The sequence below is a fragment of the Mesorhizobium sp. M0938 genome (genome assembly GCF_040319125.1).
Taxonomy (GTDB): Bacteria; Pseudomonadota; Alphaproteobacteria; order Rhizobiales; family Rhizobiaceae; genus Mesorhizobium; species Mesorhizobium robiniae.
Map to the genome: position 1 here is coordinate 1 of NZ_JAMYNS010000003.1, position 13166 is coordinate 13166.

13 protein-coding genes and 1 pseudogene are annotated in these 13166 nt (G+C 62.9%); 7 read left to right on the plus strand and 7 right to left on the minus strand.

Annotation, left to right across the window (positions count from 1 at the left end; all coding sequences use genetic code 11):
* Nucleotides 1-269, plus strand: a pseudogene (locus tag NKH73_RS05215) (SixA phosphatase family protein); the annotation flags it as partial.
* Nucleotides 270-449: 180 nt separating this feature from the next.
* Here NKH73_RS05215 and NKH73_RS05220 read toward each other — a convergent pair.
* The 4 genes from NKH73_RS05220 to NKH73_RS05235 form a co-directional block, all read right to left on the minus strand.
* Complete coding sequence (locus NKH73_RS05220; protein ID WP_352928797.1) at nucleotides 450-722, minus strand: DUF680 domain-containing protein; 273 nt, start codon at nucleotides 720-722, stop codon at nucleotides 450-452.
* 406 nt (nucleotides 723-1128) lie between these two features.
* Nucleotides 1129-3234: a molybdopterin-containing oxidoreductase family protein gene (locus tag NKH73_RS05225; RefSeq protein WP_352928799.1), complete on the minus strand. Its 2106-nt coding sequence runs from the start codon at nucleotides 3232-3234 to the stop codon at nucleotides 1129-1131.
* A 48-nt stretch (nucleotides 3235-3282) separates the two neighbouring features.
* The gene (locus tag NKH73_RS05230) at nucleotides 3283-5160 is read right to left on the minus strand and encodes an ABC-F family ATP-binding cassette domain-containing protein (RefSeq protein ID WP_352929817.1); all 1878 of its coding nucleotides are present in this window, start codon (nucleotides 5158-5160) and stop codon (nucleotides 3283-3285) included.
* 372 nt (nucleotides 5161-5532) lie between these two features.
* Nucleotides 5533-5706 (minus strand): hypothetical protein, encoded by a 174-nt coding sequence (locus NKH73_RS05235; protein WP_352928801.1) that lies wholly within the window; start codon nucleotides 5704-5706, stop codon nucleotides 5533-5535.
* Between the two features lie 125 nt (nucleotides 5707-5831).
* Here NKH73_RS05235 and NKH73_RS05240 point away from each other — a divergent pair, with 125 nt between their 5' ends.
* The 3 genes from NKH73_RS05240 (at nucleotide 5832) to NKH73_RS05250 (ending at nucleotide 8635) form a co-directional block, all read left to right on the plus strand.
* Nucleotides 5832-6002: a hypothetical protein gene (locus NKH73_RS05240; RefSeq protein ID WP_352928802.1), complete on the plus strand. Its 171-nt coding sequence runs from the start codon at nucleotides 5832-5834 to the stop codon at nucleotides 6000-6002.
* Between the two features lie 96 nt (nucleotides 6003-6098).
* The gene (locus tag NKH73_RS05245; protein ID WP_352928803.1) at nucleotides 6099-8180 is read left to right on the plus strand and encodes an ATP-dependent helicase; all 2082 of its coding nucleotides are present in this window, start codon (nucleotides 6099-6101) and stop codon (nucleotides 8178-8180) included.
* 152 nt (nucleotides 8181-8332) lie between these two features.
* The gene (locus NKH73_RS05250; protein ID WP_352928804.1) at nucleotides 8333-8635 is read left to right on the plus strand and encodes a DUF982 domain-containing protein; all 303 of its coding nucleotides are present in this window, start codon (nucleotides 8333-8335) and stop codon (nucleotides 8633-8635) included.
* Between the two features lie 90 nt (nucleotides 8636-8725).
* Here the strand turns inward: NKH73_RS05250 and NKH73_RS05255 are convergent, their stop codons facing one another.
* On the minus strand, nucleotides 8726-9514 hold the full coding sequence (locus NKH73_RS05255) for a GGDEF domain-containing protein (protein WP_352928805.1): 789 nt from the start codon (nucleotides 9512-9514) through the stop codon (nucleotides 8726-8728).
* 99 nt (nucleotides 9515-9613) lie between these two features.
* The gene (locus NKH73_RS05260) at nucleotides 9614-10126 is read right to left on the minus strand and encodes a DinB family protein (RefSeq protein ID WP_352928806.1); all 513 of its coding nucleotides are present in this window, start codon (nucleotides 10124-10126) and stop codon (nucleotides 9614-9616) included.
* Between the two features lie 128 nt (nucleotides 10127-10254).
* On the opposite strand from NKH73_RS05260, the gene NKH73_RS05265 reads away from it, so the two are divergent.
* The 3 genes from NKH73_RS05265 (at nucleotide 10255) to ndk (ending at nucleotide 12217) form a co-directional block, all read left to right on the plus strand.
* Nucleotides 10255-10956: a glutathione S-transferase family protein gene (locus NKH73_RS05265; RefSeq protein WP_352928808.1), complete on the plus strand. Its 702-nt coding sequence runs from the start codon at nucleotides 10255-10257 to the stop codon at nucleotides 10954-10956.
* A 117-nt stretch (nucleotides 10957-11073) separates the two neighbouring features.
* Complete coding sequence (bluB, locus tag NKH73_RS05270) at nucleotides 11074-11709, plus strand: 5,6-dimethylbenzimidazole synthase (protein ID WP_352928809.1); 636 nt, start codon at nucleotides 11074-11076, stop codon at nucleotides 11707-11709.
* A gap of 85 nt (nucleotides 11710-11794) precedes the next feature.
* On the plus strand, nucleotides 11795-12217 hold the full coding sequence (gene ndk, locus NKH73_RS05275; RefSeq protein WP_352928811.1) for a nucleoside-diphosphate kinase: 423 nt from the start codon (nucleotides 11795-11797) through the stop codon (nucleotides 12215-12217).
* Between the two features lie 71 nt (nucleotides 12218-12288).
* Here the strand turns inward: ndk and NKH73_RS05280 are convergent, their stop codons facing one another.
* Nucleotides 12289-13056 carry a YbaY family lipoprotein gene (locus NKH73_RS05280; RefSeq protein ID WP_352928813.1) on the minus strand — a complete coding sequence of 256 codons (768 nt, stop codon included), beginning with the start codon at nucleotides 13054-13056 and terminating at the stop codon, nucleotides 12289-12291.
* Between the last annotated feature and the right edge of the window lie 110 nt (nucleotides 13057-13166).

Below are 13166 nucleotides of genomic sequence, written 5' to 3' on the forward strand. Positions count from 1 at the left end.
ATGCGGCTTGTTGGGCTCCGGTTCTTGCCATGAGCGGGCTGGCGATGGGGGGGAAAAACAGCGTTTGGGATCTGGCCCAAAACCCCGGCCTTGTGAAAGCCCCGCGCCGGCGCGCCGGCCCCGGATCAGATGCCGAGGCACTCAAAAAGCTTGAAGAAAAATACCCGACGGCGGCCCTTGCCCGTTTCGCTTTCGACGGCAGTTGGGCACGGCTGGCCCTCGGCGATGCGCGGCTGACGCACTGCGTTTGGCCGAAGGATCTGCGCTAGCGCTTGATCCGAAGATCGGGACCGATTTTTGCTGCGCTGACCTGCGGTTTCGGAAAGCATCATGTGCAAATTATGCGCCCTCTGCGCGGCCAGGAAACGGGCGGCGCCGCATATGATTTGATTACGCAAAAGCAAGAACGGCGGGCCAAACCCGCCGCTCTTTGTGCCCGGAGTGAGGACTTAACGGCCCCAGTTGCCCCGGCCGGATTGAGGCGCGACGGACTGATCCGCGCCGTACGGAGTCGTCGTCGAATTGGTGTTGACGGCGTTGTGCTCAGCCGGGAACAGCTTACGGATCGAACCCGTGAACGTGTTATCGACGTTGCCAGCCTGGCCAGTGGTAACGGGCGCGGCCGGCTGGTTGACGCCGTCCGAACCATAGTGGTCGCTGCCGGCAAAGGCGCTGCCTGTGGCAATAAGGATGGCAGCGGCCGTAAGAGCAATCTTGGTCATTTCAGGTACTCCAGTATTTCATGTTTTTCAGTGTTGTGTCCGTTTGGTGGCGTGCCTTGGGAGGATTTCGCGTCGTTCGGACCACCCCGAAGTGGGTTGGCATCGTCGCGATTTCCAATCACGAAGATGTTCCGCCCGCACCCTGAATGGGATGCTTGAAATCCACTAAAGGGCTTCCTTCGCCACAATTTTTAGATTTGATTTCAAACCGTTGCGCGAATTTGCCTGCCGCGTAACTTAGCATTGGCCAAGCCGGCGTTCACACCATCCTGCACGATGCGTCAATAGAAACGAACCGATCGGTTCGATTTCACAATAGAGTCACGACAGAGTGAAGAGTGAAAGAGACGCCCTCAGTCGCCCCAAGCACCACGAGCGTCCCGGCACCCAGTTGGCTCCTGCAACCTCAAAGCGCGCGCAGCCAGACCTTATTGTCGTGGAAAGCCGCACCGCCATAGGGCGCCGGCGCGTCGGCGCCGGTCAGGACGTTGATGCCCTCGCCGCGCTCGTGGGCGCTGTTGGGCCAGATGCCTTCGGCGACCACGACGCCGCGCTTGACGCCGTCGAACAGTCTTGCGTGCAGCACGACTTCGCCGCGCGCATTGCCGATCTCGACGCGATCGCCGTTGGCCAGCCCGTAAGCTGCCGCATCGTCCGGATGCAAAAGCAGTTCCGGCCGCCCTTCCTTGGCCTTCGACACCGGCGTCTCCGAAAAGGTCGAGTTGAGGAAATTGCGCGCCGGCGAGGTGGCCAGCCGGAACGGATGCGCCGCATTCGCCACCTCGATGAGATCGACGTGGTCAGGAAATTCCGGCAGACTTGCCACTGGCCCGAACAGGCCCATGCTCTTGGGCGGCCGGTTGGGCGCCGCCTGCCCGGTCCAGTCGGCGCGGAAATGAAACTTCTTGTCGGCATGGCCGAAGCCGGTGATGAAGTGCGCGGTCTCGAAATCCGGCTGCAGGTCGACCCACTTGTCTTGCTTCAAGCTGTCGAAACTGCCCAGCCCGCGCTTGCCCAGGATGATGTCGATGTGCTGCTGCTCGGTCATGCCGAAGCCAGGCTTATCGCCAACGCCGAGCCTTTTGCCGAGCTCCTCGATAACGAAATGGTTGGTGCGCGGCCCTTCCGGCGGGTCGATAAGCTTCGGACCGAGCGTGATGTGCTGGTTGCCGCCGCCCTTATAGACGTCGTCATGCTCGAGGAACATCGTCGCCGGCAGCACGACATCGGCGAGTTTTGCGGTGTCGGTCATGAACTGCTCGTGCACGCAGGAAAACAGATCGTCGCGTAAAAAACCCTGCTTCACCAGCCGCTGCTCCGGCGCGACATTGACCGGATTGGTGTTCTGGATCAGCAGCGCCGTCACCGGCGGACCGCCATAGAGCGCATCCGCCGCCCCGGTCAGCACCGGGCCGATGCGCGAATGGTCGAGATGGCGGATTGATGAGTCGCGCATCCGCGTGCCTTCCAGCACTTCCTGGTTGAGCTTGAAGATGCCCGAATTGGAATGGAAGGCGCCGCCGCCCTCATACTGCCAGCAGCCGGCGACCGCGGCGATCGAGGCGGCGGCATGCATGTTGACTGAGCCGTTGCGCTGGCGCGAGAAGCCGTAGCCGAGGCGGAAATAGGTTTTCTTCGTCGTGCCGACGAGGCGGGCGAACGCCTCGATCTCGTCGACAGAAAGTCCGGTGATATTTGCCGCCCATTGCGGCGTCCTCGCCTGAAGATGCGCTTCCAGACCGTGCGGGTCGTCGGTGTATTTCTGGAGATAGGCGCGGTCGGCCAGGCCGTCACGAAAAAGCAAATGCATCACCGCGCAGGCCAGCGCGCCGTCGGTGCCGGGCTTCAGCACCAGACCGAGATCGGCCTGCTTCATCGTCGCGTTCTCATAGACGTCGATGACGACGATCTTGGCGCCGCGTTCCTTGCGCGCCTTGATCGCGTGGGTCATGACGTTGACCTGGGTGACCACGGCATTGGTGCCCCAGATCACCACACAATCGGATTTGGCCATCTCGCGCGGGTCGGGACCGCGCAAGGCCCCTGCCCCCATCATCCAGCCGGTCCAGGCCAGGTTGGTGCAGATCGAACTGAAGAAGCCGGAATATCTTTTTGCATGGCGCAGCCGTTCGATGCCGTCGCGTTGCACCAGCCCCATTGTGCCGGCATAGTAATAGGGCCAGACCGTCTCCGAGCCGTATTTTGCCTCGGCCGCGACGAATTTTTCGGCGACGAGGTCGAGTGCGGCCTCCCAACTCGCTTCCTTCCAGGCGCCCGCGCCCTTGGCGCCGGCACGGATCAGCGGCTTCAGCAAGCGGTCGGGATGATGGACGCGGTCGGCATAGCGGGCGACCTTGGCGCAAATGACGCCCGATGTGTAGCTGTTAGCCTTGGCGCCATGGACGCGGCCGATGCGTTTGCCGTCGAGCAGCTCGACCTCGAGCGCGCAGGTCGACGGGCAATCATGCGGACAGGCCGAATGGCCGATCCTGAGCTTGGCGTGTTGATTCATGGGGCCAAACTAGCCGTTTATGGCGGCGGCGTGTAGGGCCAGACGGCGCTACTCTGCCGTGCCTTCCTCATATTCCGCCGACATCGACAGCCATTTTTCCTCGTGGCCGGCCAGCGTCTGGGCCAGCTGCGAGCGCTCCTTGGCCAGCCGTGTCGCGGTCGACGGGTCCTTTTCATAGACTGCCGGATTGGCAAGCTCGTCCTCGATCAGGTCGATGCGCTTGCGGATGCGGTCCATCAGCGCTTCGGTGGCACGGATCTCTTTGGCCAGCGGCTCGAAAGCGGCGCGGCGTGCGGCCGCATCGCGGCGACGGTCGGCCTTCGAGGCCTTTTCGGCCTCGCGCTTGCCGCGTCGGTCGCCGGAGACACCGGTGACCAGCGTCTTGTAATCCTCGAGGTCGCCATCATAGGGGTTTACCGCGCCGTCCTTGACCAGCCACAGCCGGTCGGCCGTCGCCTCGAGCAGATGGCGGTCGTGCGAGATCAGGATGACGGCGCCGGGAAACTCGTTCAGCGCATGGATCAGCGACTCACGGCTGTCGATGTCGAGATGGTTGGTCGGCTCGTCGAGGATGAACAGGTTCGGCCCCTCGAAAGCCGACAGGCCCATCAGGAGGCGCGCCTTCTCGCCGCCGGACAGGTCCTTGGCGGCGGTGTTCATCTTTTCGGTGGTCAGCCCGAACTGTGCGACGCGGCCGCGTACTTTCGATTCCGGCGCTTCAGGCATCAGCCGACGGACATGCTCATAGGCGTTTTCGTTCGGCCGGAGATCGTCGAGCTGGTGCTGGGCGAAGATCGCCACTTTCAGGCCGGGCGCCACCGTCATCGTGCCGCTCTCCTGCTTCAGGCGGCCCGACAGCAATTTGGCGAAGGTCGACTTGCCGTTGCCGTTGGCGCCGAGCAGCGCGATGCGATCGTCGGCATCGATGCGCAGCGTCATTTTCTTCAGGATCGGCTCGCCCTCGGTGTAGCCGACATTGACATTGTTCAGCGCGATGATTGGCGATGCGACCGTCTTCACCGGTTCGGGAAAGGAGAACGGCCGCACGTTGTCGTTCACAATCGCGGCGATTGGCTTCATCTTTTCCAGCGCCTTGATGCGGGACTGCGCCTGCCTCGCCTTCGAAGCCTTGGCGCGGAAGCGCTCGACGAAGGATTCCATGTGCTTGCGCGCGGCTTCCTGCTTGACCCTGCCCTTCTCCTGCAATTCGCGCTGCTCGGTGTATTGCCGTTCGAACTGGTCGTAGCCGCCGCGCCAGAAGGTCAGCTTCTTCTGGTCGAGATGGACGATCGAGTTGACGGCGCGGTTGAGCAGGTCGCGGTCGTGCGAGATCAAAAGCACCGTGTGCGGATATTTCGACACGTAGTTTTCCAGCCACAGCGTGCCTTCAAGGTCGAGATAGTTGGTCGGCTCGTCGAGCAGCAGCAGATCGGGCTCGGCAAACAGCACTGCCGCCAGCGCCACGCGCATGCGCCAGCCGCCGGAGAAGGACGAGGCCGGCCGCCTCTGGGCGGCATCGTCGAAGCCGAGGCCGGCGAGGATGGTGGCGGCGCGCGATTCGGCCGAATGGGCGTCGATGTCGGCCAGCCGCATGTGGATTTCGGCAATGCGGTGCGGATCGGTCGCCGTCTTTTCTTCATCGAGCAATGCGGAGCGTTCAAGGTCGGCCTTGAGCACGATCTCGATCAGCGGCTCCTCCGTGCCGGGCGCTTCCTGCGCCACCTGGCCGATGCGCGTGTTCTTCGGCAGGCTGATCGATCCCGTCTCGGAGGCGAGATCGCCGGTGATCGCCTTGAACAAAGTGGTTTTGCCGGTGCCGTTGCGGCCGACAAGCCCTGCCTTGCTGCCGGCCGGCAAGGTCAGCGAGGCATGGTCGAGAAGCAGGCGCCCGGCCATACGGAGCGAAAGGTCGTTGATGATCAGCATGGCCGCGCTTTTGCACGGGACGTCGGCGCTTCGCAAGGCCTTGGGGGCCGGTTGGCCGCATAAGGCCATGAAAACGGCCGGCGCCAGCAGGTTGCCTGATGCCGCGGCCGGCTCGCCGGACAAGAGGTCACCCCGCATTCGGGCTGGAACCTGTCGCGACAACCAAATGATGGCGCCTGGCGAGCATCGACCTCTCGCATCCGAAAATCGCGCATTTGTCAGTTAATTGCCCGTACAACGCGGTCGTCTTCCGCGATCGCGCCATGACGCAAGGGCAAGACTCAGCTATGCCTAGGTGTGCGGCGGACCTGATACCCGCCTGGCCGGCGCCATCTCCTCCCAAGCGGCGCCGGCCATTTTTCCCCACAGCGTTCACTGTGCCGGCGGCGTGCCGGGTTGATCACCGCCTGACGTCGATTTGGGTGCAGGGTCGACCTGCGGGTTTTGATTGACGGTCCCAGGAGCCTTCGTCGGCGGGATGTTGTTGTCGCAAGCCGCCACGGTCAGGGCTGCGGCCAAAGCCAGCAAGATTGAAAGCTTGTTCATCGCAACCTCCTGTCACGGGCAAACGAGACGGTGCCGATTTGGTTGCACCCTCAGCCAGCGGAGGCGCGGGAAGGCGGGGAACAAAATGCGGCCTCTCCGGTTGGTTCACACCAATGGAGAAAATCATGATCCGTCTGCTCATAGCCGGGGCCGCCGTTTACGTGGCCTACCGCATAACAAGGGAAATCATCGACGAGGTGCCTGACGACTTCGATCCGCTGTTGCTGCCGCCTCCAGAAGACGACAAGTCGCTGCAGCGGCAGTCGGCAGCGATGGGCGCAGAGCCCCAGCGCTAGGTCGAGTTCATCGGCTGGTGCACCAAATAGAATCGGGCGCATCGATTGCCGCGTCGAAACCGTTGCGAACAAAGCGGAAACGATGCTTGATGGGCAATGAACCTCGCTGCCCGTGATTCGACCTTCAGGCCTGCCTATCTCGCAAAGCTGAATGCCGAGCAGTGCCATGCCGTCGAGCATGGCGACGGAAAGGTCGCCGGCCCGTTGCTGGTGATCGCCGGGGCCGGGTCCGGCAAGACCAGCACGCTGGCGCATCGCGTTGCGCATCTGATCGTCAGAGGTGCCGACCCGCGCCGCATTTTGTTGATGACGTTTTCGCGTCGCGCCGCATCGGAACTCGCCAAGCGGGTCGAGCGCATCGCCGGCGAGGTGCTCGGGCGGGACGCTTCAGTCATCACCGATGCTCTCACCTGGGCTGGCACGTTTCACGGCATCGGCGCCAGGCTGCTGCGCGACTACGCGCTGGAGATCGGCCTCGATCCGGCCTTCACCATCCATGACCGCGAGGATTCCGCCGACCTGATGAATCTTATCAGGCACGAACTCGGCTTCTCGAAGACGGAGGGCCGTTTTCCGACCAAGGGCACGTGCCTGGCGATTTATTCGCGCGCCGTCAACGCGCAGGCGCCGCTCGGCGAGGTCCTGGGTTCAGTGTTTCCCTGGTGCGCCGGCTGGGCAGAACAGCTCAAAGCGCTGTTCGCCCGATATGTCGAGGCCAAGCAGGCGCAGAACGTGCTCGATTACGACGATCTGCTGCTCTACTGGGCGCAGATGGGGGGCGAGTCCGAGATATCAGCGCATCTGGGCGGGCGCTTCGACCATATTCTGGTCGATGAGTACCAGGATACCAACCGGCTGCAGGCCTCGATCCTCACGGCACTGAAGCCGGACGGATCCGGGCTGACGGTGGTCGGCGACGATGCGCAGTCGATCTATTCGTTTCGCGCAGCGGAAGTGCGCAACATCCTCGACTTCCCCAAGCAGTTCGCGCGGCCGGCCGAGATCGTCATGCTGGAGCGCAACTACCGCTCGACCGAGACCATCCTGGCGGCCGCCAATGCGGTGATCGGCGAGGCCTCGGAGCGCTTTACCAAGAATCTCTGGTCGGAGCGTAAATCGGCCGAAAAGCCGAAGCTGGTCAGCGTCCGCGACGAGGCCGAGCAGGCGAGCTACGTCTGCCAGGCGATCCTGACCGAGCGTGAGGCTGGCACGGCGCTGAAGGCGCAGGCCGTGCTGTTTCGCGCTTCGCACCACAGCGGGCCGCTGGAGATCGAGCTGACGCGCCGCAACATACCGTTCGTCAAGTTCGGCGGGCTGAAGTTCCTCGATGCCGCCCATATCAAAGACGTGCTGGCGGTGCTGCGCTTCGCCGAAAACCCGCGCGACCGCGTCGCCGGTTTTCGCGTGCTGCAGCTTTTGCCCGGCGTCGGCCCTTCGGCGGCTTCGCAGATCGTCGACACCATGGCGACATCGCTCGACGAAGCGATGGGGCTGGCGCGTTACCGGCCGCCGCAACGCGCCGCCGACGACTGGCCGGCATTCGTCGCGCTGTTCTCACAGCTTCGCACCGGGTTTGGAAAATGGCCTGTTGATCTCGAACAGGTCAGGCTCTGGTACGAGCCGCATCTGGAGCGCATCCACGAGGATGCAACGACGCGCCGGGCCGATATTCTGCAGCTCGAACAGATCGCCTCGGGCTATGCCTCGCGCGAACGTTTCCTCACCGAGCTGACACTCGATCCACCTGATGCGACCAGCGACGAAGCCGGGCCGCCGCTTCGCGACGAAGACTATCTGATCCTGTCGACCATCCATTCCGCCAAGGGCCAGGAATGGAAGAACGTGTTCGTGCTCAACACCGTCGACGGCTGCATCCCAATCGATCTCGCCGTCGGCTCGAAGGAGGACATCGACGAGGAGCGCCGCCTGCTCTACGTGGCAATGACGCGGGCCAAGGATGGCCTTCACCTAGTCCTGCCGCAACGCTTTTTCGTCCACGGCCAGGCGGCGCGCGGCGATCGCCATGTTTACGCCTCGCGTACCCGCTTCATCCCGGCCTCGATACTCGGCGCCTTCGAACAGACATCATGGGCGAGCGTTCAGGCCAGGGACGATCCGCGCCGCCAGCCGCAAGTGCGCGTCGACCTTGGCGCCCGCATGCGTGACATGTGGAAATAGCCCCTTTCGGCCCGGTGTTCAGGCCACGGAGCACAGTGCGAAAATCAAAATCTCGGCAACATGGAACCTCATGCCGCAATCCGCGTTTCTGGGCGTCCGACCCGTCGGAGAGCGGCGTCCGCCGTTACCTCCGCCCAACTCGAGAGGCCAGAATGCACGACAGGACGTTCTTTACCCCGGTCGCCGTTACCGTTGGCGCCGGCCATAAGCGCATGCTCGCTTCGCTCTTCGACATGCATGAATTCCTGACCGAGTTCCCGCCATCGCGGCGACGCCTTAGCTATGGCGCGGCAGTGAAGGCCTGCGAGGCGGCCCGCGCCGGCGATATCTCGCCCGAAGCGGCGCGCGATGCCTTGATCACCTTCGCGACGACGGCAGGCATTCTCTGGCCTTCGGCCCAACCGGCGGTCTCGGTCAAGCCGGTCGCCCGGGGCCATGGCGGATACGCAGCCTGACGCGGCTGGCTAGGCCTCCTTGCGATCGTGACCCGTCGAAGATGTTGTTCATCTTCGCAGGTTTTCGACCACAGGCATGAGGCGACGCCCTCAGTGGACCGTCATCAGATCGCCGTCGGGCACGCCGCTCGACCCCGCCGCTTCAAAGCTGACCTGGTCGCGGCCATTCGATTTAGCCTTGTAGAGGTGTTTATCCGCCACAACGAACATTTCGGAATAGGTGATCGATCCGCTGAAAGCGACCCCGCCGATACTTACCGAGAGGGGACAGGGCCGCCCGTCCGGGGAAAAGTCCGCCTCGCGGATACGGCGCCGGATCCCCTCCGCGACTAGCCAGGATTGCGATCGGTCGGCGCCAGGAAGGAAGACTGCGAATTCCTCGCCGCCAATTCGCCCGACGATGTCGGCGCCGCGCAGCTGGTCCCGAATGGTCTTGGCGATCAGCTTGAGAGCCTGATCTCCGCAGTCGTGGCCGAGGCGATCGTTGACGGACTTGAAATGGTCGGCGTCGACGATCAGCAAGGCGCCGGAGCTGACGACGGAATGGCTGCGGGCCTGCTCGAGATAGGCTTCGACAAGCATTGAAAACGCACCGCGGTTGAGCACTGCCGTCAGACTGTCGGTCGCCGCGACAATGGCCAGTTCCTTCTGCGCGATTGCGAGCTGGCGCATTTTCCACATCAGGAAAAACAAGAGCGGACCGGCCAGAACCAGTGGCAGCAGCAGATCGGTGAGTTTCGCCCGCCACAGCGCTTCAGGCGACAGATACGGGAAATTGTAGGAATCAACGAAGAAGGCGGCGGCGATGCACACGGCGGTGCCAGTAACGGTGACCGCCACCACCCTGCCCCAACTCGTGGGGGAAAAATCGATCCGCATGCATCGCTCCCGCTATAACGGACATATTGAAGCGGGAACGCAAATGAAGTCCTAAGACTTTCCTTCAATTCGATCGTGATTGATGCGGACAATCACAAGTCAGGCGTAGGCGCGCCCCTCCTCGCTGCGCTGGAACTGCGTCAGATCGAGTGACACCGAAGGCCGGCCCAGAACGGTAAGGATCACGTGCGCCTGGCCGCGGTGATGGGTCTGGTGGTTGAAGAAATGATCGAGCGCCGGCGCCAGCCGCTGCGAGACCGTGCGCATGTCGGAGACGGTCATATAGGAAAAGCGGCCGGACAAAGCCTTATCGCTTAACGCCCCGACCCAGTCGATGATCCTTTTGTCTTCGGCCTCGCGCGCCAGCCGCAAGCCCGGCAAGGCGCGATGCAGGATCGTGTCGAGTCTGGCCGGCGCATCGCCCTCGCCGGTAAACCGCCTCATCCAGATCCGGTCGGCGGTCAGAATATGGTTGAGCGTGCCCATCATCGAGCCGAAGAAAGCACCGACATTGCGGTGGAATTCTTCCTCGTCGAGATCGGTCGCGGCATCGTAGATGCGGCTATTGGCCCATTGATTATAGGCCGCAAACATCATGAAGTGCTGTCTCATCTTTTCTCTCGACCCCGCAAGACCCCGTTCCGGGTGCCTACCGCATCGGCCCAAAAATCGGTACTGATTTTCGGAAAAGCACGGTGGACGCACGTCGATCTAAGTAGACCGCAAGGAAGCTGTCGCCAATGACCATTCTGCTCTACGACCTCGTTGGACGCGATGCCGCCCGTCCGTTCAGCCCGCATTGCTGGAAGGCGGCGATGGCGCTAGCCCACAAGGGGCTCGACATCTCAACCGTGCCGACACGTTTTCTCGAAGTGCCCAATGTTGAAGGCGGTGTGTCGAAGCTCGTTCCGGTGCTCCGCGACGGCGAGAAGGTGGTCGCCGATTCTTTCGCCATCGCGCTCTATCTCGACGAGACCTATCCTGAGCGGCCGACATTGTTTTGCGGCGACGGCGGCAAGGCGATGGCGCGCTTCATCGAACGCTGGTCGCAACTGACTATTCATCCTTATGTCACCACGGCGGCGATCATGGACCTGCACGCCATGCAGGACGAGGCGAACGCCGCCTATTTCCGCCAGAGCCGCGAACAGCGCTTCGGTAAGAGACTGGAAGAGGTGATGGCAGCGCGCGACGCCGGCCTTGGCGCCTTCCGCGCCTCGCTGGAGCCGTTGCGCGCGACGCTCGCCCATCAGCCGTTCATCGGTGGCCAATCACCGCTGTTTGCCGACTACATCGTCTTCGGCGCGCTACAATGGGCGCGCATCGCCTCGCCCTACCGGTTGCTCGATGACAGCGATGTGGTGGCGCAGTGGTTCGAGCGCTGCCTCGATCTGCATGACGGCCTCGGCCGCACCGTCGCGGCGGCTACCGCCGCCGCATAGGCAGTAGGCAGTAGGCAGTAGGGAGTAGGGAGTAGGGAGTAAGGAGTAAGAAGTCGCGGCGGCGGGCTTACCTACTGCCCTACTGCCTTACTCCCCTAGCAAAGGCATCACGACACCATGACATCAGGCCCGGAATTCCCGGACGATTTTCGCGCCGCGCTGGTCGACCTCTTCCGGTGGCGGCGGGACGTTAGGCGATTCAAGCCGACGCCGCTCCCCGAAGGCGCGCTGGAGCGGCTGCTTGACGTCGCCAGCATTGCGCCGTCGGTCGGGCTAAGCCAGCCTTGGCGTTTCGTCGTGATCGAGAGCGCTGAGTGCCGCGCCGCCGTCAGAGCATGCTTTGAACGCTGCAACACGGAGGCGCTCGCATCATTCAGCGGCGAGCGCGCCGCGCTCTATGCGCGCCTGAAGCTCGCCGGCCTGAACGAGGCACCTTGTCAATTCGCAGTTTTCGCCGACCGCGCGACGGAACAGGGGCATGGGCTTGGCCGCCTGACCATGCCCGCGACCATAGACTATTCGGCAGTGATGGCGATCCACACATTTTGGCTGGCGGCGCGCGCCGAAGGAATAGGCATGGGTTGGGTCTCGATCCTCGATCCGGCCGAGATGGCGGCGATCCTGGACGTGCCGCCCGAGTGGACGCTGATCGGTTATTTCTGCGTCGGCTACCCCAGTGAGAATCACAGCATGCCGGAGCTGGGACGGGAAGGCTGGGAGGTTCGGCGCGCCTCGACCATCATGACGCGCTGATCGAGCACCTCCCCTTGGCAAGCAGACGGGCGGCTTGTATAGAGCCCGCCACCCTCAGTTCCACTTTCATCACAAGGACGACCCCATGGCGCTCGAACGCACCTTTTCCATGATCAAGCCGGACGCGACCCGGCGCAATCTTACCGGCGCCATCACCCAGATGCTCGAAGAAGCCGGCCTGCGCGTCATCGCCTCGCGCCGGGTGTGGATGAGCCGCCGCGAGGCGGAAGGTTTTTATGCCGTCCACAAGGATCGTCCTTTCTTCGGCGAGCTGGTGGAATTCATGTCGTCGGCGCCGACTGTCGTGCAGGTGCTGGAAGGCGAGAACGCCATTGCCAAGAACCGCGAAGTGATGGGCGCCACCAACCCGGCCAACGCCGCCGAAGGCACCATCCGCAAGGTGCACGCGCTGTCGATCGGCGAGAATTCGGTGCACGGCTCCGACGCGCCGGAAACCGCCGCGCAGGAAATCAAATACTGGTTCTCGGACACCGAGATCGTCGGCTGAGCTGACCGTTCAGATCAAAACGTCATATGCAGAAAGGCCAGCGTAATGCTGGCCTTTTTTCGTTGCGGCGATCAGGTCGCGGCATTGAAGCGCAAAATATCGCGGCCGTCCTTGTCGACGATGGTGAGCTTGCCGGCGTCGACGCGGTAAGACACCGCCTTGGCCAGCGCCTCGAACAGCGCTTTTTCCTCGGCCATGACATCAGGCGCGCAGGCCTTGAAGGTCGAACCGATGCCGCTGACGGCGATCCTCGAACCCTCGACCTTGGCGGTGGCGAAGTAGACGTTGCAGGGGCCGCTGCCGCCGGCCTTGCCGTCCTCGCTGATCCTGAATGTCGCCTGCGGCTCGGCGATCACACCTATGCCGTCGATATACTCGACCAGCCAGCTCTGACCGAACACCGGGGTCGCTGCCGGTTTCTCGCTCGACGTCACCATCTTCAGCATGACGGTCTGCGGCGCGTCGCTCAGCGGGTCGACCTGGTGGCGCATATCGGAAATGAACAAAAGCCTGTCGTCGACGGTGATGCGCGCCTGCAGCGCATACGTCATGTTGGGCCGGATCACCTGGGGATCGAAGCTGATCTCGAATTTTATCGGCACCTGGCCGGCCGGCGCCACTTTGCGTTCGCCGAGGATTGCGGCGGGTGCATCAGCCAGCGACACATCGGCAAGCTGGACCGAGAGCACGGCGTTGGGCGGCAGCGCAATGCGCTCGCGGTATAGAACTTCGCCCTTCAAGACTTTCTCGGCGGCCACAGACAACTCCGGAACGGCCAGCATGCCGACGACCAGCGGCACGAAACCGAAGATGAAGAACTCGGCGATCCTGCCCAGCATGATCCGGCTCCCTAGAGCTTGTTCCACCCGATGGATCGGGCGGGCTCTATTTTCTTGTTTGAGCATGATCTTTACGAAAACCGGATTCCACTTTTCGGGATCATGCTCCG

What these genes read in the sequence shown, in the direction of transcription:
- NKH73_RS05220 (WP_352928797.1), bottom strand. Translation starts at nt 722, where the DNA reads ATGACCAAGATTGCTCTTACGGCCGCTGCCATCCTTATTGCCACAGGC.
- NKH73_RS05225 (WP_352928799.1), bottom strand. Translation starts at nt 3,234, where the DNA reads ATGAATCAACACGCCAAGCTCAGGATCGGCCATTCGGCCTGTCCGCAT.
- NKH73_RS05230 (WP_352929817.1), bottom strand. Translation starts at nt 5,160, where the DNA reads ATGCTGATCATCAACGACCTTTCGCTCCGTATGGCCGGGCGCCTGCTT.
- NKH73_RS05235 (WP_352928801.1), bottom strand. Translation starts at nt 5,706, where the DNA reads ATGAACAAGCTTTCAATCTTGCTGGCTTTGGCCGCAGCCCTGACCGTG.
- NKH73_RS05240 (WP_352928802.1), top strand. Translation starts at nt 5,832, where the DNA reads ATGATCCGTCTGCTCATAGCCGGGGCCGCCGTTTACGTGGCCTACCGC.
- NKH73_RS05245 (WP_352928803.1), top strand. Translation starts at nt 6,099, where the DNA reads ATGAACCTCGCTGCCCGTGATTCGACCTTCAGGCCTGCCTATCTCGCA.
- NKH73_RS05250 (WP_352928804.1), top strand. Translation starts at nt 8,333, where the DNA reads ATGCACGACAGGACGTTCTTTACCCCGGTCGCCGTTACCGTTGGCGCC.
- NKH73_RS05255 (WP_352928805.1), bottom strand. Translation starts at nt 9,514, where the DNA reads ATGCGGATCGATTTTTCCCCCACGAGTTGGGGCAGGGTGGTGGCGGTC.
- NKH73_RS05260 (WP_352928806.1), bottom strand. Translation starts at nt 10,126, where the DNA reads ATGAGACAGCACTTCATGATGTTTGCGGCCTATAATCAATGGGCCAAT.
- NKH73_RS05265 (WP_352928808.1), top strand. Translation starts at nt 10,255, where the DNA reads ATGACCATTCTGCTCTACGACCTCGTTGGACGCGATGCCGCCCGTCCG.
- bluB (WP_352928809.1), top strand. Translation starts at nt 11,074, where the DNA reads ATGACATCAGGCCCGGAATTCCCGGACGATTTTCGCGCCGCGCTGGTC.
- ndk (WP_352928811.1), top strand. Translation starts at nt 11,795, where the DNA reads ATGGCGCTCGAACGCACCTTTTCCATGATCAAGCCGGACGCGACCCGG.
- NKH73_RS05280 (WP_352928813.1), bottom strand. Translation starts at nt 13,056, where the DNA reads ATGCTGGGCAGGATCGCCGAGTTCTTCATCTTCGGTTTCGTGCCGCTG.